This is a genomic window from Leucobacter chromiiresistens (assembly GCF_001477055.1).
GTDB lineage: Bacteria > Actinomycetota > Actinomycetes > Actinomycetales > Microbacteriaceae > Leucobacter > Leucobacter chromiiresistens_A.
Window position 1 is genome coordinate 1 of record NZ_LDRK01000058.1, and the last position, 19119, is coordinate 19119.

19 protein-coding genes and 1 tRNA gene are annotated in these 19119 nt (G+C 71.5%); 13 read left to right on the forward strand and 7 right to left on the reverse strand.

The window, feature by feature from the left end:
• Window positions 1-112 precede the first annotated feature (112 nt).
• Entirely contained in the window at window positions 113-676 is a 564-nt protein-coding gene (gene def / locus NS354_RS09170) for a peptide deformylase (protein ID WP_058594219.1), read from the forward strand.
• On the opposite strand, the gene NS354_RS09175 is transcribed toward def, so the two are convergent.
• The 7 genes from NS354_RS09175 to pepN all read right to left on the reverse strand — a co-directional run bounded on the left by NS354_RS09175 (window position 665) and on the right by pepN (window position 7609).
• Window positions 665-1870, reverse strand: a complete 1206-nt coding sequence (locus NS354_RS09175) for an MFS transporter (RefSeq protein ID WP_193750749.1) — start codon at window positions 1868-1870, stop codon at window positions 665-667. The genes def and NS354_RS09175 overlap by 12 nt on opposite strands.
• Window positions 1871-1941: 71 nt before the next feature.
• A tRNA-Arg gene (locus NS354_RS09180) sits at window positions 1942-2014 on the reverse strand.
• Between the two features lie 44 nt (window positions 2015-2058).
• Entirely contained in the window at window positions 2059-2991 is a 933-nt protein-coding gene (locus tag NS354_RS09185) for a GGDEF domain-containing protein (protein WP_058594220.1), read from the reverse strand.
• Window positions 2992-3043: 52 nt separating this feature from the next.
• Window positions 3044-3622 (reverse strand): HhH-GPD-type base excision DNA repair protein, encoded by a 579-nt coding sequence (locus tag NS354_RS09190; RefSeq protein ID WP_058594221.1) that lies wholly within the window; start codon window positions 3620-3622, stop codon window positions 3044-3046.
• 25 nt (window positions 3623-3647) lie between these two features.
• On the reverse strand, window positions 3648-4112 hold the full coding sequence (locus NS354_RS09195) for a globin (protein WP_275934822.1): 465 nt from the start codon (window positions 4110-4112) through the stop codon (window positions 3648-3650).
• On the reverse strand, window positions 4109-5023 hold the full coding sequence (locus NS354_RS09200; protein WP_058594222.1) for a mechanosensitive ion channel family protein: 915 nt from the start codon (window positions 5021-5023) through the stop codon (window positions 4109-4111). The genes NS354_RS09195 and NS354_RS09200 overlap by 4 nt, the downstream gene beginning before the upstream one ends.
• On the reverse strand, window positions 5024-7609 hold the full coding sequence (gene pepN, locus NS354_RS09205) for an aminopeptidase N (protein ID WP_058594223.1): 2586 nt from the start codon (window positions 7607-7609) through the stop codon (window positions 5024-5026).
• Between the two features lie 144 nt (window positions 7610-7753).
• Here pepN and NS354_RS09210 point away from each other — a divergent pair, with 144 nt between their 5' ends.
• From NS354_RS09210 to NS354_RS09265, 12 genes are all read left to right on the forward strand, one after another.
• Window positions 7754-8710, forward strand: a complete 957-nt coding sequence (locus NS354_RS09210; protein WP_058594224.1) for an aldo/keto reductase — start codon at window positions 7754-7756, stop codon at window positions 8708-8710.
• Window positions 8711-8726: 16 nt separating this feature from the next.
• Window positions 8727-9347, forward strand: coding sequence for a DsbA family protein (locus NS354_RS09215; RefSeq protein WP_058594225.1), 621 nt, complete (start codon window positions 8727-8729; stop codon window positions 9345-9347).
• Window positions 9348-9374: 27 nt separating this feature from the next.
• On the forward strand, window positions 9375-9866 hold the full coding sequence (locus NS354_RS09220) for a ribose-5-phosphate isomerase (RefSeq protein ID WP_010156849.1): 492 nt from the start codon (window positions 9375-9377) through the stop codon (window positions 9864-9866).
• Window positions 9866-10870 (forward strand): Fpg/Nei family DNA glycosylase, encoded by a 1005-nt coding sequence (locus tag NS354_RS09225; protein ID WP_058594226.1) that lies wholly within the window; start codon window positions 9866-9868, stop codon window positions 10868-10870. Before NS354_RS09220 ends, NS354_RS09225 begins: the two co-directional genes overlap by 1 nt.
• Before the next feature lie 144 nt (window positions 10871-11014).
• The gene (locus tag NS354_RS09230) at window positions 11015-11587 is read left to right on the forward strand and encodes a dihydrofolate reductase family protein (protein WP_058594227.1); all 573 of its coding nucleotides are present in this window, start codon (window positions 11015-11017) and stop codon (window positions 11585-11587) included.
• A 158-nt stretch (window positions 11588-11745) separates the two neighbouring features.
• Entirely contained in the window at window positions 11746-12093 is a 348-nt protein-coding gene (rplS, locus tag NS354_RS09235; RefSeq protein WP_010156851.1) for a 50S ribosomal protein L19, read from the forward strand.
• A gap of 150 nt (window positions 12094-12243) precedes the next feature.
• Window positions 12244-12963 (forward strand): signal peptidase I, encoded by a 720-nt coding sequence (gene lepB / locus NS354_RS09240; RefSeq protein WP_058594228.1) that lies wholly within the window; start codon window positions 12244-12246, stop codon window positions 12961-12963.
• 3 nt (window positions 12964-12966) lie between these two features.
• Window positions 12967-13650, forward strand: a complete 684-nt coding sequence (locus NS354_RS09245) for a ribonuclease HII (protein ID WP_058594229.1) — start codon at window positions 12967-12969, stop codon at window positions 13648-13650.
• Window positions 13647-14486: a glutamate racemase gene (gene murI / locus NS354_RS09250; protein WP_058594230.1), complete on the forward strand. Its 840-nt coding sequence runs from the start codon at window positions 13647-13649 to the stop codon at window positions 14484-14486. Before NS354_RS09245 ends, murI begins: the two co-directional genes overlap by 4 nt.
• A 55-nt stretch (window positions 14487-14541) precedes the next feature.
• On the forward strand, window positions 14542-15282 hold the full coding sequence (gene rph / locus NS354_RS09255; protein ID WP_058594231.1) for a ribonuclease PH: 741 nt from the start codon (window positions 14542-14544) through the stop codon (window positions 15280-15282).
• A gap of 2 nt (window positions 15283-15284) precedes the next feature.
• Window positions 15285-15884, forward strand: a complete 600-nt coding sequence (gene rdgB, locus NS354_RS09260) for an RdgB/HAM1 family non-canonical purine NTP pyrophosphatase (protein ID WP_058594232.1) — start codon at window positions 15285-15287, stop codon at window positions 15882-15884.
• Window positions 15885-16027: 143 nt separating this feature from the next.
• Entirely contained in the window at window positions 16028-19039 is a 3012-nt protein-coding gene (locus NS354_RS09265; protein WP_058594233.1) for an aminotransferase, read from the forward strand.
• Window positions 19040-19119: the final 80 nt, after the last annotated feature.

The following is a 19119-nucleotide window of genomic DNA, read 5'->3' on the forward strand; positions in this document are numbered from 1 at the left end:
TGCGGGCGCGCGCCCGCAATCGGTCCAGTCTACTGGGCGCGGTTCGCACCGCCCGGGTCGTGACGGGCGCACCGGCCGAAGCCGGGCCGATGCACGCCCTAAACTGGAGATCATGGCTGTTCTTCCCATCGTGATCTCCGGCGAACCCGTGCTGCATCGCCCCGCCGCCCCCGTCACCGAGTTCGACGCGGAGCTGCGCACGCTCGTCGACGACATGTTCGAGACCACGGTCGCGGCGCCCGGCGTCGGGCTGGCCGCCCCGCAGGTGGGCGTCGGCAAGCGCGTCTTCGTGTGGATCTACGACGAGCAGGAGGAGGCGGCGCCGCGCGGCGTCGCCATCAACCCGGAGCTGTGGATCTCGCCCCCCGAGCCCGGCATCCCCGGCGAGGACGAGGTGGAGGGATGCCTCTCATTCCCGGGCGAGCGCTTCGCGCTCCGCCGCTCGCCGCGCGCCCTGCTGCGCGCGCAGGACATCGACGGGAAGCCGTTCGAGATCATGGCGAGCGGCTGGTTCGCGCGCATTCTGCAGCACGAGTACGACCACCTCAGCGGGCTGCTCTACGTCGACCGGCTCGTGCACCCCGAGCACCGGGGCGCGCAGAAGGCGCAGCGCAAGAACGGGTGGGGGCGGCCCGGCCTCAGCTGGATGCCGGGCGTCGACGACCTAGAGGCCTGACGGCCGCGGCGGCGCCGTCGTCTCGGGCGGCCGCGACGCCGGGGTGAACGCCCAGGCGAGCGCGGCGACGCCGATGAGGGCGGCGGTCGCGCCGAACGCCCATCCGAACCCGGCGAGGTCGACGATCGCCCCGGCGATGAGCGGCCCGAGCACACCCCCCAGATCGCTGGTCATCGAGTACGCGGCGACCACCGATCCGCCGCGGCGCTGGGCGAGGACGTCGGCGAGCACCGCCTGCTGCCCGGGGTTCACGAGCGCCGACCCGGCGCCCGCGGCGAACATGACGGCGAGCGCGACCCAGAGCACGGGGGAGAACGGGAACGCGGCGTAGGCCGCGGTGAGGATGATCGAGCCGGTGATGAGCAGCGGCTTGCGGCCGATCGTGTCGTTCCACCGCCCCGACGGGAAGATGAGGATCGCGTTGCCCGCCGCGTAGGCTGCGAGCACCCACGCGGCCATCGTCGCGTCGCCGTGGAACGTCGCTGCGACGAGCAGCGGAATCACGGAGACCCGGACGCCGAACGACGACCACCCGAAGGCGAAGACCGAGAGCAGCAGGGTGCGGTACTGGGGGACGCGCAGGGCCTCGCGGAGCGTCATCCCGCTGCCGTCATCGGACGCTCCGGGCGGGGTGCGCCCCGCGAGCGCCGATCGCCGGAGCGCGAAGGCGACGACGGTGGCCGCTGCGACGAGCGTGCAGAAGTAGAACACGAAGGGTGCGCGGAGGCCGAAGATCGCGACGGCGCCGCCGAGCACCGGTCCGAGGAGCCCGCCGAGCAGGAATCCGGCGGCGTTCACGCTGGCGACGCGTCCGCGGGCCGCGGGCGGGCTGACCTTGATGAGGAGCGCGGTCGCGGCGACCGTGAACATCGCGGACCCGATGCCGCCCACGCCGCGCAGCACCACGAACTGGGTGTAGTCGGCGGCCAGCGCAGCTGCGCCCGTCGAGACGGCGACGATGAGGATGCCGATGATGTACGTGCGTCGCTCGCCGAGCCGGCCGACGACCCAGCCCGCGAGTGGCGCGGAGACGAGGCGCATGAGGGCGAACGCGCTGACGATCGCCGACGCGGCGAAGTTGGAGACGTCGAACTCGAGCGCGAACTGGGGGATCGCGGGCGCCACGACGCCGTACCCGAGTGCGACGGTGAATCCGCCGGCCACGAGCGCCCACACCTCGAAGGGCAGTTTCACTCTCGCCGGTGGGGAGGTGGGCACGCGTTCGGATCCCTTCGACGACACCGCAGCGATCGCGGAACTCTCAGTGCCTCCGGCAGGATTCGAACCTGCGACCGACGGATTAGAAGGCCGTTGCTCTATCCACTGAGCTACGGAGGCAACTCTACGAGCGTACACCGAGTTCGCGGCAGTCGCAGTCGCGTCTACTGGTGCGACTCCACTTTGCGCGCGTACATCGCTCGGTCCGCCTGCGCGACGGCCTCGGCGAGCGTCGCGAGCCCGGGAACGGCGGCCGCCACGCCCATCGCGGCCGAGACGCCGGCGCGCTCCAGCTCCGCTGAGAATTGGGCGAAATGGTCGTCCGCACCTCGGGTGGTCACGCCGTTGGCGAGGATCGCGAACTCGTCGCCGCCGATTCGGGCGACGCGGTGGGCGTGCGTCGCAGCCGCCGACAGCGCCCGTGCGGCACTCGTGAGCAGGCGGTCGCCCGCGAGATGACCCTGGGTGTCATTGACGCACTTGAGGCCGTTCAGATCGATGATCGCAACGGCGACGGGATCGCCGAACGCGTCCACGCGCTCCTGGGCGTCGGCGAGCACGCGATCCCAGCCGCGTCGGTTGAGCAGGCCGGTGAGGGCGTCGGTGTGCGCGAGGGCGTCCGCGATGGCGATGCTGCGGCGCTCGCGGTCGATGCCTCGGGAGAGTTCGAGCTGCGAGGAGAGCAGGTCGCTCAGCAGGCGGATGAGCTCCTCATCGATGGTCTCGCCGTCGGCGAGCGGGGTCTCGCGCACGCCGCAGAGCACGCCGAACAGTGCTCCGTCGTCATCGCGGATGGTGTACCCGGCGTACGACCCGACCCGCTCGGCGGCACGGAGGTCGGAGTACTGCGGATCGCGGCGCGAGTCGGGCACGACGTGCGCCGCTCCCGCCGACATCCGGCTGCAGAACGACTCGTTCCAGTCGATGCGGTCGCCGACCGAGATCACCTGGTCGTGGTGCACGTGCACGTGGATCTGCTCGCCGTTCGTCACCCGCGAGACCGACCAGTCGGTGAGGGGAGTGTGCTCGTTGAGGTAGGCGACGACGCGCTCAGCCGATCGGGTGAACGCGGCGGCTCCGTTGAGGGGACCCGTCATCAGCGTCCCCGCTCGACGGGTCGAGGGCGCGTCCCGGTCAGGAGGGCGCGGCTCATCGCGCCCGCTCCGCCTTCGCGGCCGCCTTCGCGGCTCGCTTCGTCTCGCGCACCCGCTGGAGCGTCTCCGGGGAGGTGATGTCGGCCACGCTGCGATACGAGCCGGGCTCGCCGTAGGCTCCCGCTGCCTCCTGCCAGCCCGCGCCGTCGAAGCGGAGCTGCTTGCCGAGCAGGGCGAGGAAGATGCGGGCCTTCTGGTCGCCGAAGCCGGGGAGGGCTTTCAGCCGCTTGAGCACCGTCTTTCCGTCGGGGGAGTCCGCCGTCCAGATCGCGGCGGCATCGCCGTCCCACTCGTCGACAATGGTCTGGCACAGGGCCTGCACCCGGGTGGCCATGGAGCCCGGGAAGCGGTGCACGGCCGGGGTCTCGGTGAAGACGGCGACGAGGCGATCGGGATCGGCTGCCGCGATCGCCGCGGCGTCGATGTCGCCGAACCGCTGCTGAATCTTGAGCGGTCCGATGAACGCGACCTCCATGGCGATCTGCTGGTCGAGCAGCATGCCGATGAGCAGAGCGAGCGGGTTGTTCGTCAGCAGCTCGTCGGCCGCTGCGTCGTCGGTGAGGTGCAGACTCATGGTGTCAGTGTACTGAGCGCGCGAGCTACTCGAAGCGGTTGACCATCGCGAGCGCGGCGCGCTCCACGTAGTCGCGGAAGGCGGCGTCGTGCATCGGCGGGAGCGCCACGGCGTCGAGTGCGGCGTGCATGTGGCGCAGCCACCGGTCGCGGGCGTCGGGGGTCACGGCGAAGGGCTGATGGCGCATGCGCAGGCGCGGATGCCCGCGCTGCTCCGAGTACGTCGTGGGCCCGCCCCAGTACTGCTCGAGGAAGGCGCGGAGGCGCCAGGTGGCGCCCTCCCAGTCGTCGTCGGGGTACATCGGAGCGAGCACGGGGTCTGCGCGCACGCCGCGGTAGAACTCGGCGGCGATGCGCTCGAAGGTGGGGGTGCCGCCCACCTGCGACCAGAGCGTCTCGGTCACGGCCTCGCCGCTCTCGCCCGTGCGGAGCGTGAGGCGCGGGCCCGGCTGCGGGCCGGGCTGCGGCCCGGGCTGCGGTGAATCGTTCATGCGGGCCCTCCGGGCTGTTTCGGCAGTTCATCGGCGAGGGTGATGTCGTGCTCGGCGAACTTGCGCCGCAACTCGGCGCGCACGCCGCGCTGCACCTCCCACTGCGCCTCGGGCCGCGTCTTGACGAGGAGCCGCAGTGTGGCGCGGTCGCCGAAGATGCTCTCGAGTCCGAGGAGCTCGGGGGAGCCGGTGACCTTGCGGGCGTACTTCTCCGACCGCAGCAGGGTGCGCGCCGCGTCGAGCGCGACGTCGGAGACCCGCGACATGTCCTGCCGCGCATCCACGGTGAAGTCGATGACGGCCTGTCCCCACCCCTGCGACGCGTTGCCGAGCGTCAGCACCTCGCCGTTGCGGATGAACCAGAGGGTGCCGTCGATCGCGCGCACCTGCGTCACGCGGATGCCGACGTCTTCGACCGTGCCCGTGATCGCGCCGATCGTCACGATATCGCCGACGCCGAGCTGATCCTCGAACACCATGAAGATGCCGTTCAGTAGGTCTTTGACGACGTTCTGCGCGCCGAAGGCGAGGCCCGCCGCCACGATTCCCGCAGACGTGAGCAGCGCGCCGAGATTGACGCCCAGCTGGCCGAGGATCAGGATCAGCGCGATGACGACGATGGTCCACGTGATCACCGCGCGACCCACGGTGCCGAGGGTGCGCGTGCGCTGCACCGCTCGCGCGCTGACGTAGGGCGCCGCGCGCATCTCGGAGGTCGTGTCGACGTCCTGCGCCTTCTTCACCCCGCGCACCACGTGCGTCACCGTGCGCATGAGCAGCTTGCGCAGGATCCAGTTCAGCAGAAGCGCCGCGATCACGATGACCGCGATCGCGAGCGGCACCTGGTAGGTGGTCAGGAAGCTCTGGAAGGCGTTCCCGACCACCTGCTCCACGTCATCGACGCCGTCCATTCACACCTCCCGGTCTGCCGCCTGCACGCGCAGCGCCCGTTCGACGCCGGCGAGGTGCTCGGAGACCATGCGGCGGAGCGCCGCCGGCGCGTCGGTGTGTCCGTCGAGCCAGGCGCGCGTCGCCGCGGCGAGGGGCTCGCTCGCGAGCTCGGCCGGGTAGAAGCCCTCGACGAGCTCCTCCGCGATCGCGTAGCTGCGCGACTCCCACACCGGCAGCAGGGCGTCGAAGAAGCGCTCCACGTAGGGCTCGAGCAGCGCGAGGTCGTGCACGCGGGTGAAGCCGGCTGCAGTGGCGCGCACGATCGCGTTCGGCTGGTCGTCGGCGTCGAACACCGAGGCCCAGGCGCGAGCCTTGTCGTCGGGGCCGGGCAGTGCCGCGCGCGCGTGCGCCGCAGCCTGGTTGCCGTTCGCGGTGCGATCCCCGGCGAGGCGCTCGTCGATCTGGGCGGGCGTCGCGCGGCCCCCGGCGGCGAGCGCGAACAGCAGCTCCCAGCCGAGGTCGGTGTCGATCGCGAGGCCCGGGAGCTCTCGGGCGCCGTCGAGGAGCGACTGCACCGTGTCGAGCTGCGCGTCGGTCGCGGCGAGGTGCGCGAACGACTTCACGAACTGGAACTGACGATCCGACCCGGCCTCCGCATGCTCGGCGAGCGTCCACAGCGCGTCGGCGACCCGCTCGAGCGTCGCGGCGCGGCGATCGCGCGCGACGTAGCTCGCCGACGCCAGCGACAGCTGCCCGAGCAGCGTGCGCAGCGTGGTCGAGCCGGTCTCGTGGCGCACGTGGTCGAGCACGATGTCGATGAACCGGCTGGCCGGGAACTCGCCGTCGCGGGTCGCGTCCCACAGCGTCCCCCAGAGGAGTGCACGCGTCAGCGAATCCTCCGCGGCGCCGAGATGCCGCGCCGCGGTGTCGAGCGAGCGCTCGTCCAGGCGGATCTTCGCGTAGGTGAGGTCGTCGTCGTTGAGCAGCAGCAGGTCGGGCTGCGCCACGCCGACGAGCTCGGGCACCTCGGTGCGCGCGCCGTCGACGTCGAGCTCGATGCGCTGCGTGCGCCGCAGGGCATCGCCCTCGAGCGCGTAGAGGCCGATCGCGATGCGGTGGGGGCGGATCGTCGGGTGATCGGGGGCGGCCGACTGCTCGACCGCGAAGCTCGAGTAGCGCCCCTCGGCGTCGAGCTCGAAGGCCGGGCGCAGCGTGTTGACGCCGGCCGTCTCCAGCCACAGACGCGACCATTCCGAGAGATCGCGGCCGCTCCGCGCCTCGAGTTCGGCGAGCAGATCGGGCAGCTCGGTGTTGGAGTGGTGGTGCTTGACGAAGTAGTCGTGCACGCCCTGCATGAACGGCTCGCGGCCGACCCACGCGACCAGCTGCTTCAGCACCGACGCGCCCTTCGCGTAGGTGATGCCGTCGAAGTTGACGAGCACGTCCTCGAGGTCGCGGATGGGGGCGACGATCGGATGCGTCGAGGGCAGCTGATCCTGCCGGTACGCCCACGACTTCTCGGAGGCGGCGAACGTGGTCCAGCACTCCGTCCACTCGGTGGCCTCGGCGACGCCGAGCGTCGACATGTACTCGGCGAACGACTCATTGAGCCACAGGTCGTTCCACCACCGCATGGTGACGAGATCGCCGAACCACATGTGCGCGAGCTCGTGGAGGATCGTGACGACGCGGCGCTCGCGCATGGCGTCGGTGACCTGGCTGCGGAAGACGTACGCCTCGGTGAAGGTCACCGCCCCGACGTTCTCCATCGCACCCATGTTGTACTCGGGCACGAAGAGCTGGTCGTACTTGTCGAAGGGGTAGGCGTAGTCGAACTGCTCCTCGAAGAAGCCGAACCCCTCGCGGGTCTTCTCGAAGATGTAGTCGGCGTCGAGATGCGGCGCGAGCGACTCGCGGCAGAAGACGCCGAGCGGAATCGTGCGGCCGTCGCGGCTCGTGAGCTCGGAGCGCACGACGTGGTACGGGCCGGCGATGAGGGCGGTGATGTAGCTCGACATGACGGGCGTCGGCTCGAACGACCAGGTGGCGATCGCCTGCTCGGGCCAGTCGCCGCCCTGCGCGCCCGCCCGCGCTCCGGCGTCGACCGGCTCGGGCGTGGGCTGGTTGCTCACGACCTGCCAGCGCGCGGGCGCCGTGATGGTGAAGGCGAACGTCGCCTTGAGGTCGGGCTGCTCGAACACCGGGAACATGCGGCGGGAGTCGGGCACCTCGAACTGGGAGTAGAGGTACACCTCGCCGTCGGCGGGGTCGACGAAGCGGTGCAGGCCCTCTCCGGTGTTCGTGTACCGCTGCGTCGACGCGATCCGCAGCACGTTCCGCTCGGCGAGGCGCGGCAGGCGCACGCGCGAATCGGCGAAGACCTCGGCGGGATCGAGTGCCTCCCCGTTGAGCTCGACGCTCTCGACCGAGTCGGCGATGAGATCGATGAAGGTGTCGGCTCCCGGGGTGCCGCTGAAGTGCACGGTGGTGACCGCCGAGAACTGCTCGGCTCCGGTGGTGAGGTCGAGCGCCACCTCGTAGCGCTCCGTCGAGACGACGGCCGCGCGCTCCTGGGCCTCTGCGCGGGTGAGATTCGTTCCTGGCACTGATGCTCCTGACGACGGTGGACAACGTATGGGGTCCAGCCTAGGCCCGCCCGCCGACGCCGGTGATGAATCCGCTGAGTGCGCCGTGTGAAGCGGCGGTGCGGGGCTGCCGGGCGCCCCTCGCGCCCCTCTACAGTGGAGCGCATGGATCGCACCCTCGGCACCTCCGACCTCCATGTCTCCGCAGTCGGCCTCGGCTGCAACAACTTCGGGCGCCCCGGCGCGTTCACGGAGGACCAGCGCGGAACCGACGCCGTCATCGGCGCGGCGATCGACGCGGGCATCACCCTCTTCGACACGGCGGACCTCTACGGGTACGCCTTCGGGCGCAGCGAGGAGATGATGGGGCGCGCGCTCGGTGCGCGTCGCGATGCCATCGTGCTCGCGACCAAGTTCGGCCACCCCGACGCCGATGCGCCGTACTCGGGGCGTCGCGGATCGCGCGAGTTCATCCGCGCCTCCGTCGAGGGCTCGCTCGCGCGCCTGCGCACCGACCGCATCGACCTCTACCAGATGCACGTGCCCGATCCCGAGACCCCGATCGCCGACACGCTCGTCGCGCTCGACGAGCTCGTGCGCGAGGGGAAGGTGCGGTGCATCGGGCACTCGAACTTCTCGGCCGAGCAGATGCGGGAGGCCGCCCGGGTCGCGGCGGAACTCGGCACGACGGCGTTCGTCTCGGCGCAGAACGAGCTCAGCCTCGTGCAGCGGGAGGCGGACCGGGCGGAGGTGCCGGCGGCGCGCGACCTCGGCCTCGGCTTCCTCCCCTTCTTCCCCCTCGCGAACGGTCTGCTGACCGGCAAGTTCGCCCGCGACCGCTTCCCCGAGGACACCCGCATCATGCGCCAGCGCCCCCACGTGGCGCAGAACGCCGACTGGGATGCGCTCGACGCCTACCGCGAGCACTGCGCCGACTGGGGCGTCACGATGCTCGAGGCGACCTTCGGCTGGCTGCTCGCCCACGAGCCGGTCTCCAGCGTGATCGCCGGCGCGTCGACGCCCGAGCAGGCGCGCCAGAACGCGCTCGCGGGGGAGCGGTGGCGCCCCGACGAGGCGCAGCGCGCGCGCATCGAAGCGCTCTTCCCGGTGCCGGGCCTCTGAAGAGTAGGCTGACCGCATGAGCATCGAGCGCAGCGATTCCGCACAGCCCTCCGTCGAGTTCTGGTTCGACCCGATCTGCCCGTGGTGCTGGATGACCAGCCGGTGGATCTCCGATGTGGCGGCGCAGCGCGGCTTCGACATCGTCTGGCACCCCGTCAGCCTGCAGATCATCAACGAGGGCAACGACCCGGGCGAGCACGCCGAGGGCATGCGCCAGGGGCACCGTCTCGGCCGGGCCGCGGTGGCCGCCGGGCGCACGCACGACGCGAACGTCGTGGGGCGCCTGTACACCGAACTCGGCACCGCGATCCACCCCGGCGGCCGCACCGATTTCGACGCGATCCTCGCCGACGGGCTGGAGGCGGCGGGGCTCGACGCCGCGCTCGCCGCAGCCGCCGACGATGAGCAGTACGACGCGGAGCTGCGCGCGAACACCGCGCATGCGCTCGACATCGCCGGCCCCGACGTGGGCGTGCCGGTGATCTCGGTGGACGGCGTCGCGTTCTTCGGCCCCGTCGTCACCCCGGCGCCGCAGGGTGAGCAGGCGCTGCAGCTCTGGGACGGCATCGTCGCGGCGGCGAGCGTGCCCGGCTTTTACGAGCTGAAGCGCGGCCGAACCGCCGGTCCGCAGTTCTGACCCCGCCGCACCGGTAGAATCGGGCCCATGCGCATCCACGTCGCCACAGACCACGCCGGACTCGAATTCAGTCAGCAGCTGCAGGATCACCTGCGCGCCCAGGGCCATCAGGTCATCGACCACGGCCCCGCCGAATACGACGCACTCGACGACTACCCGTCGTTCTGCATCAACGCGGCGATCGGCGTCGCGCGCGACGAGCGCGACGGCGTCGAGGCGCTCGGCGTCGTCTTCGGCGGATCGGGCAACGGCGAGCAGATGGCCGCGAACAAGGTCGCCGGAATCCGCGCCGCGCTCGTGTGGAACGACGCGACGGCGACGCTGGCGCGCGAGCACAACAACGCCAATGTGATCTCGATCGGAGCGCGGCAGCACGACGTCGCGGATGCGATCCGGTTCATCGAGATCTTCATCGACACCCCCTTCACGGGAGAGGAGCGCCACGTGCGCCGCATCGCGCAACTCGGCGAGTACGAGCGCACGGGGGCGATCGACGGCAAGCACGTCGACAGCCTCTGATGCCCGAGGGGCACAGCGTCCACCGCATCGCGCGTCAGTTCGCGGTGAACTTCGTCGGCACCGCTCCCGAGGTGACGAGCCCCCAGGGGCGTTTCGCGCAGGGGGCGGCGCAGCTCAGCGGCCGCGAGATGCTCGATGCGCGCGCCGTCGGCAAGCAGATGTTCCTCGAGTTCGCGGGGGAGCGCTGGCTCCGCGTGCATCTCGGCATCTACGGCGCGTGGGACTTCGCGGGCGACGTGCGCGTCGACCCGTCGATCCAGATCCACGGGCAGGCTCCGGGGCGCACGAAGCTCGGGCAGACGGGGGAGTACTCCCGGCCCGAGAGCGCTCGGCCGCTCGACCGCGACGGCGAGGACTCGGTGGCGTCGATCGGCGCTCCCCGCCGCACCCGGGTGCGCATGGCGGAGTCGGATCGCGAGACGGCCGCCCCTGCGGCGTTCCCGCCGGAGCCGGTCGGGCAGGTGCGGGTGCGCCTGCTGAACGAGCTCGTCTGCGCCGATCTGCGCGGTCCGAGCGCGTGCGAGGTGCTGACGCCCGGCGAGGTCGACGCCGTGATCCAGCGACTCGGGCCCGATCCCGCGAACGTCAACACCCCGGCGGAGCGCGACCGCTTCGTGGAGCGCGCCCTCCGCAAGCGGACGCCCATCGGACTCGTGCTGATGGACCAGTCGGTGATCGCCGGGATCGGCAACGTGTACCGCGCCGAGATGCTCTTCCGCGCCGAGCTGAACCCGCACACGCCGGCGAACACCATCGATCGCTCCGTGCTGGAGGCGCTCTGGGACGACTGGGCGCACCTGCTCGAGATCGGCATCACCGTCGGGCAGATGATGACGATCGACGGCTTGAGCGGCGAGGAGTACCAGCGCGCGCTCGTCGACCGCGATGAGCGGCACTCGGTCTACAAGCTCGAGGGCACGCCCTGCAAGCGCTGCGGCACGAACATCGTGCTCGAGGAGTTCGGCGCCCGCAAGCTGTACTGGTGCCCGGGCTGCCAGACCTGACGCGTCGCGCCGAATCAGAGGGTTCCCGCCGAGACTGAGGGATTCTCACCCGCATCTTCCGTCGCGCTCGGCGCCAACCCTCGTGCTCGCGCAGGTTCGTGCGGCAGGCTGGGCGGGTACCGGCGACGATCGAAGGAGCTCAGCATGACCCGCACCGTCTTCTACACCGCGACGACCCTCGACGGGTGCATCGCCGACCCCGACGACTCGCTCGACTGGCTGCTGCGCCAGCCCCAGGAGGAGGGCGGTGCCGGCGACTACGCGGAGTTCATCGGGGGCGTCGGCGCGCTCGTGATGGGATCGACCACGTACGCATGGGTGCTCGCGCACGAGCAGGGGGTCTGGCCCTACACGCTGCCCGCGTTCGTGCTCACGCACCGGGAGCTGCCGCTGCCCGCGAGCGCCGCTTCGGGGGAGCCCGCCGACGTGCGCTTCCGCAGCGGAGCCGTCGTCGACATGCTGGCGGAGTTGCGCGGCGCAGCGGGCGCGAAGGATCTCTGGATCGTCGGCGGCGGCGACCTCGCCGGGCAGTTCGCCGACATCGGCGCGCTCGACGAGACGGTGGTCTCGATCGCGCCGGTGGTGCTCGGCGCAGGCCGGCCGCTCCTCCCGCGCCGACTCGATCTCGAACTCCTCGAGGTCGGCCGCAACGGCTCATTCGTCGTCGCGCGGCACCGGGTGATCGGCGCACTCGCGGAGGATCGCGAGAACGGGTAGCGCCGCGCGTTCGCCGCGGGGCGGAAGTGTGACATAATTGATCCTTGTGCCACGGTGCGGTACTGCCGCGAGGGTCCGCACGGACCGTGAGCCGAACACCTCAGTACTTTTCGATATCCGCGTTCCCGACTTGCGGCGGGCGCAGAGAGTAGACAATCATGCAGAAGCTCGACCTGGTCGACGCCGCGTCGCTCAAGAGCGACATCCCCGAATTCCGCGCCGGCGACACCGTCAAGGTGCACGTGAACATCGTCGAGGGCAACCGCTCGCGCGTGCAGGTGTTCCAGGGCGTCGTGATCTCCCGCCACGGCGAGGGCGTTCGCGAGACCTTCACCGTGCGCAAGATCAGCTTCCAGGTGGGCGTGGAGCGCAAGTTCCCCGTGCACTCGCCCGCGATCGAGAAGATCGAGGTCGTCAGCCGCGGTGACGTGCGTCGCGCGAAGCTCTACTACCTGCGCGGCCTCACCGGCAAGAAGGCGAAGATCAAGGAGAAGCGCGACCGCTAGTCGCGTTTCGCGGGCCGCTCGTCGCGCGCCCGACGCGCTCTCAGGCTCCCCCCTGGAATAGGGTGGGAGCCTGAAGTGTCTCACCGGGGCGGGTGGGACCAGGAGCGTCAGCTCCATCGCAGTACCGCTCCCACCGACAGGGGAACCCATATGAGTGAAGCCGAGGCATCGACCTCTCCGCAGCGGACGCGTCGAGGCGGGGTGCTCGGGTTCCTGCGAGACCTGCTCGTCATCCTCGTCGTGGCCTTCCTCGTCTCCTTCCTCCTGAAGACCTTCCTGGTGCGCAGCTTCTTCATCCCCTCCGAGTCGATGCAGAACACGCTGCAGATCGACGACCGCATCCTGGTGAACCAGCTCGTGCCCGACCTCGTCGACGTGCAGCGCGGCGACATCGTCGTCTTCAAGGATCCGGGCGGATGGCTCTACCCGCGCAGCACGGAGCCCCCGCGCGGCTTCGAGCGCGTGCTCCAGGCGGTCGGACTCGCCGCCGATACGAGCAACGAGTACGTCGTCAAGCGCGTCATCGGCGTCGGCGGCGACCGCGTCGAGTGCTGCGACGCGCAGGGACGCGTCATGGTGAACGGCGTGCCGATCGACGAGCCGTACGTCGTGATCCCCCCGGGCGAGACCCGGGCCTCGGCCATCGACTTCGATGTGACGGTGCCCGAGAACTCGCTCTGGGTGATGGGCGACAACCGCTACCAGAGCAAGGATTCCCGGTACAACCAGGATCAGCCCGGCAAGGGCTTCGTGCCCGAGGACGAGGTGGTGGGTCGCGCGTTCGTGCTGAACTGGCCGCTGAACCGCTTCACCTGGCTCGGCACGCCCGAGGGGACGTTCACCGGCGTCGACGCCGCGAAGGAGAACTGAGCGATGGCGGTCGCGGCGGTCGCGGTCGCGAAGGATCCGACGCTCGTCGTCGAGCAGGAGTACTTCGCGGCGGGCGCCGAGATCGTCATCGGCGTCGACGAGGTGGGACGCGGTGCGATCGCTGGCCCGGTCGCGGTCGGAGTGCACGCCGTCGTCGCGGGCACCGTCGCCTTCCCGGAGGGGCTGCGCGACTCGAAGCTGCTGAGCGAGAAGCGGCGCGACGGGATCGCTCCGCTCGTGCACGCCTGGGGATCGGGTGCGGTGGGGTTCGCGAGCGCCGAGGAGATCGACGCGCACGGCATCACGACGATGCTCGGCCAGGCGGCGCGCCGTGCGCTGCTCGAGCTGCGGGCCGCGGGGGTGCCGGTCGAGCGCTCGGTGATCCTGCTCGACGGCGCGCACGACTGGCTCTCTTCGGTGCTCCGCGGCCCGCTCGACGTCCGCACCCGCGTGGGGGCGGATCGCGCCTGCGCGAGCGTGGCCGCCGCATCGGTGCGTGCGAAGGTCGCGCGCGACGCGCTCATGCGGGAGGCCGACGATGCGCATCCCGAGTACGCGTGGGCGTCGAACAAGGGGTACGGGGCGAAGGCGCACTTCGCGGGGATCGCGGCGCACGGTCTCACCGAACTGCACCGGCACACGTGGATCAAGCTCTCGGCGGTCGGCTCCGGTAGTCTGGAGCGGTGAGTTCGCAGCAGCCCGACGCGTTCGCCCCGATCGGGGTGTTCGATTCCGGAGTCGGCGGTCTGACCGTGGCGCGCGCGATCCGGGACCAGCTTCCCGGCGAGGCGATGATCTACGTGGGCGACACGGCGCGCGCGCCCTACGGCCCCCGCCCCATCGCGGAGGTGCGCCGATTCGCGCTCGAAATTCTCGACGGGCTCGTGGAGCAGGGCGTGAAGATGCTGGTGATCGCCTGCAACACCGCGTCGGCCGCAGTGCTGCGCGACGCGCGCGAGCGCTACGACGTGCCGGTGGTGGAGGTCATCGGCCCCACGGTGCGCAGCGCCGCCGCCATCACCCGCACCGGCAGAGTGGGACTGATCGGCACGCGGGGCACGATTCAGTCGCGGGCGTACGACGACCTCTTCGCGATGCGGCCCGAGATCGAGCTGAGCTCCGCCGCGTGCCCCCGCTTCGTCGAACTCGTCGAGGCCGGCGAGACGAGCGGCCCCGCCGTGCACGAGGTCGCCCGCGAATACCTCGCCCCGCTCGTCGCCGAGGGCATCGACACGCTCGTGCTCGGCTGCACGCACTACCCGTTCCTGCGCGGGGCGATCCGGCAGGTGGTCGGCCCCGACGTCGCGCTCGTGTCGAGCGATATCGAGACGGCGAACGTCGTGTTCCAGGAGCTCACCGAACTGCAGCTGCTGCGCCCGGCGGGCTCGCCCGACCCCGAACTCCGTTACGAGGCCACCGGACCCGACACGGCGGGCTTCGTCGAACTGGCGCGCCGCATGCTCGGGATCGGCATCGACAGCGTCGATCATCTCGAGACCGGCGCGATCCGCCTCCCGCGCTGACGCGGGACCGACGCGCAGCCCGACTTCCCGAATCCCGCAACGTCAGGAGACCTGAATGACCGACACCCTCCGCGCCGACGGGCGCACCCCGCAGCAGACCCGTCCGGTTGCGATCGAGCGCGGATGGAGCGCGCAGGCCGAGGGCAGCGCGCTCATCTCGTTCGGCGGCACGAAGGTGCTCTGCACCGCCTCCTTCACCCCGGGAGTGCCGCGCTGGCTGACGGGCAAGGGCACCGGATGGGTGACCGCCGAGTACTCGATGCTGCCCCGCTCCACGAACGAGCGCATGCAGCGCGAGTCGATCAAGGGCCGGGTCGGCGGGCGCACGCACGAGATCTCGCGACTGATCGGCCGCAGCCTCCGCGCGGTCATCGACACGAAGGCGCTCGGCGAGAACACGATCGTCATCGATTGCGATGTACTGCAGGCCGACGGGGGCACCCGCACCGCGTCGATCACGGGCGCGTACGTCGCGCTCGTCGACGCGATCGAGTGGGCGCGCGAGCGCGGATTCATCGCGAAGCGGGCGCAGCCGCTCACCGACAGCGTCGCAGCGATCTCCGTCGGCATCGTCGACGGCGTGCCGCTCACCGACCTCGCGTACGTCGAGGACTCGCGCGCCGAGACCGACATGAATGTCGTCGTGACCGGATCGGGCGACTTCGTCGAGGTGCAGGGCACCGCCGAGGGCGCGCCGTTCAAGCGCTCCGAGCTCGACGCGCTGCTCGATCTCGCGCTCGTGAGCACGACCGAGCTCGCCGAGCTGCAGCGCGACGCGCTCGCGGAGGGGCGCTGATCATGACGACGGTGGTGCTCGCGTCGCACAACGCGCACAAGCTGGAGGAGCTGCGCCGCATCCTCGGCCCGCTGATCCCCGGGATCGAGCTGATCGGATACGACGGGCCGGAGCCCGTGGAGAACGGGCTGAGCTTCGAGGAGAACGCGTTCATCAAGGCCCGCGCCGCTGCGGCGCACACCGGGCTGCCCGCCATCGCGGACGACTCGGGCATCGCCGTCGACGTGCTGGGGGGCTGCCCCGGCATCTTCTCGGCGCGCTGGGGCGGCCCGGCCCGTGACGATCGCGCGAACCTCGAGCTGCTGCTCTGGCAGCTCACCGACGTGGGGGACGACCACCGCGACGCGGGATTCGTGTGCGCCGCAGCGCTCGCCCTGCCGGGGGAGTCGCGCGACCGCGATGTCTGCGAGCTCGGGGTCTGGCCGGGCCGCGTGCTGCGACAGCCCGCCGGCGAGCACGGCTTCGGCTACGACCCGATCTTCCAGCCCGAGGGGGAGACCCGATCGGCCGCGGAGCTCGCTTCGGCCGAGAAGGACGCCCTGTCGCACCGCACCCGCGCGTTCACCGCGCTCGCTCCGGCGATCCGGAGGCTCATCGACTGACCCCCGCGCCCCAGACGTCGGCTTGTGCGGCCCCATGGCCCGAGCCCGAGTGCCCCGCCCCCGCCCCATCGATCGGTGCGGGGGCGACGCGGCACCCAACACACGAGTGACATCACTTCGACATCAGAGATGGAGATCGCACGATGAGTGACGCTTCACCGGGTGGATTGGTGCGCCCGGATGTGACCGAGGCCGACGCCCGAACGATTGCACGCGACTGCTACGGGGTGGAGGTGACCGCAGCCGAACTCGGGAGCAACCAGGACCGCAACTTCGCACTCACCGCCGCCGACGGTTCGCGCAGCGTGCTGCGGATCGACAACCCCGTGTTCGCCGACGACGTGCGCGAAGCGCAGCACGCCGCGCTCGACGCGTACCGCGCCGCCGGTGTGCCCGCGGCGGCGGTGCTGCCGGGACTGGACGGCCGACTGACCCAGCGCTGGCGGGGGTTCGCCGTGCGCCGCAGCGAGTTCGCGCCGGGCGAGCCGATGGTCGACCTCGGCTACTTCGCGCCGGCCGTGCTCGAGAGCTTCGGCGCGCTGTCGGCCGCGTCGGCGAACGCGCTCGCCGACCTCTCCCACCCGGGCCTCGATCGGGCCCACATGTGGGACATGCGGGTCGCCTGCGACGAGACCGAGCGGCTCGCCGACTCGATCGACGACGAGGATCTGCGCGAGCGCGTGCTGCGCGCGGCCCGGATGGCGCACGCGGCGCTGGCGCCGCTCGCCGAGGCGCTGCCCGTGCAGGCCATCCACGGCGACCTGACCGACGACAACGTGATGGGGGTGCGCGGCGTCGACGCCCGCGTGCACCCGCAGACCGTGCTCGACCTGGGCGACCTCTCCTACGGGTGGCGCGTCGCGGAGCTCGCGGTCACCGCGAGCTCGCTGCTGCAGCACGACCCCGACCACCCGCTCCGGGTGCTCGACGCGATCGCCGCGTTCCACCGCGCGGCGCCCCTCTCGGCGTCGGAGGCGCGGGCCGTCTGGCCCCTCGTCGTGCTGCGCGCGGCGCTGCTGGTGGCGAGCGGATACCGGCAGCTCGAGATCGACGGCGGAAACGCGTACGCGCGAGACCGCGTCGCGGGGGAGCAGGCGATGCTCGACGCGGCCACGGCGCTGCCCCTCGCCGAGGCGACCGAGCACGTGCTCGCCCGCCTCGGCTTCGCGGGCGTCGCCCACGAGGCCGGCCTGCGCCTGCTCGCCGTTCCGCAGGAAGGGGCCGCGGGCAGCGCCGAACCGCTGCGCGCGCTGCTCCCCGAACTCGCGGGTGAGACGGCCGTGCTCGACCCCGGCGTCGAATCCGATGCGCTCGCGTCGGGCGCGTGGCTCGAGCCCGACGCGGAGGAGCGTCTCGTGCGGGACGCCCTCGAGGCGGGGCGCGCGGCCGCGGTGCTCCCGTACGGCGTCTTCCGGCTGACGCGCACCCTGATCGACGCGCAGGAGGCGGGAGCGACGTGGCCGATCGCGACCGAGATCCACCTCGCCGCAGGTGGGGCTCAGCCGGTCGCGAGCCCCGTCCCGGGCACCGTCGCCTCGGCGACGAGCCGGGGCGTGCTGCTCGAGCTCGAGGGCGGCTGGCACCTCGCGATCGACGGCGCCGCCGCGGAGGTCGACGAGGGCGACTCGGTCTCCGCAGGGGCCGTGATCGCGCGCATCGGCGCCTCGGCCGACCCCCGCGCGATCTCGGCGACGCTGATCCGCGCGGACGCCGTCGAAGGCGCCGAGCCGCCGATCCTCGCCGTCGACGAACCGGAGGTCGGCCTGGCGCCGCTCGTCAGCCCCGACCGGGTGCCGGCCTGGCGCCGGTTCACCGGGGACCCGGCGGCGATGCTCGGGCTGCCGCACCTCGCACAGCGCGACGAGTCGGGCGACGAGCTCGCCCGGCGCTCCGAAATCTTCGCGAGCGCGCAGGAGCGGTACTACGAGCGGCCAATGCAGATCGAGCGCGGCTGGCGCCACCACCTGATCGACACCACGGGCCGGGCCTACATCGACATGGTGAACAACGTCACCGGGCTCGGCCACGGCCACCCGGGCGTCGCCGATGCGGTGAACCGGCAGATCCGCCTCCTCAACACGAACTCCCGCTTCCTCTACCGGGAGTTGGCGGAGTACAGCGAGCGCCTGCTCGCGCTGCTGCCCGACGGGTCGGAGCTCGACACCGTGCTGCTCGTGAACAGCGGATCCGAAGCCGTCGATCTCGCCCTGCGGCTCGCCCAGGCCGCGACCGGGCGCAAGACGGTCGTCGCATTGCGCGAGGCCTATCACGGCTGGACCATGGCGTCGGACGCGGTGACGACGAGCGCGTACGACAATCCGTACGCCCTGCAGAACCGACCCGACTGGGTCGAGGTCGCCGATGTTCCCAACCGCTTCCGCGGCACCTACCGCGGCGAGGGGACGGGGGCGCGGTACGCGGCGGATCTCGGCGACGACCTGCAGCGCCTCGCCGCGGAGGGGCGCGACGCGGCCGCGTTCATCTGCGAGTCGGTGCTCGGCAACGCCGGCGGCGTGCTGCTCCCCGGCGGCTACCTCGCCGACGTCTACGCTCGGGTGCGCGCCGCGGGCGGGCTCTGCATCGCCGACGAGGTGCAGGTCGGGTTCGGGCGCATGGGCTCGAGCTTCTGGGGGTTCGAGCAGTCGGGGGTGACGCCCGACATCATCACGATCGCGAAGCCGATGGGCAACGGGTTCCCGATCGGCGGCGTCATCACCTCGAAGCGGATCGCCGACGCGCTCGCCACGCAGGGGCAGTTCTTCTCCTCCGCCGGCGGCAACCCGCTGAGCTGCCGCGTCGGCATCGCGGTGCTCGACGCGATGGAGCGGGAGGGCCTGCAGCAGAACGCGCGCCACGTCGGATCGCGTCTCGCCGAGGGCTTCCGCGCGCTCGCCGAGCGCCACGAGATCATCGGGCCGATCCACGGCGAGGGACTCTATCTGGGCGTCGAACTGGTGCGCGACCGGCGGAGCCTGGAGCCCGCGACCGCCGAAGCGGCGGCCATCTGCGAGCGGCTCAAGGAGCTCGGCGTGATCGTGCTCACCACCTCCGAGCGCTCGAACGTGCTCAAGGTGAAGCCGCCGCTCTGCCTCACCGCCGAGAGCGCGGATGCGGTGCTCGCGGCGCTCGACCGCGTGCTCACCGAGGGCTGGTAGCACCGCTCTCTCGCGCCGAGCCCCTCCCCGCAGAACGCGAATCCGGCAGGGACTCGGCGCGCGGGGAGGGGCTCGGTGCG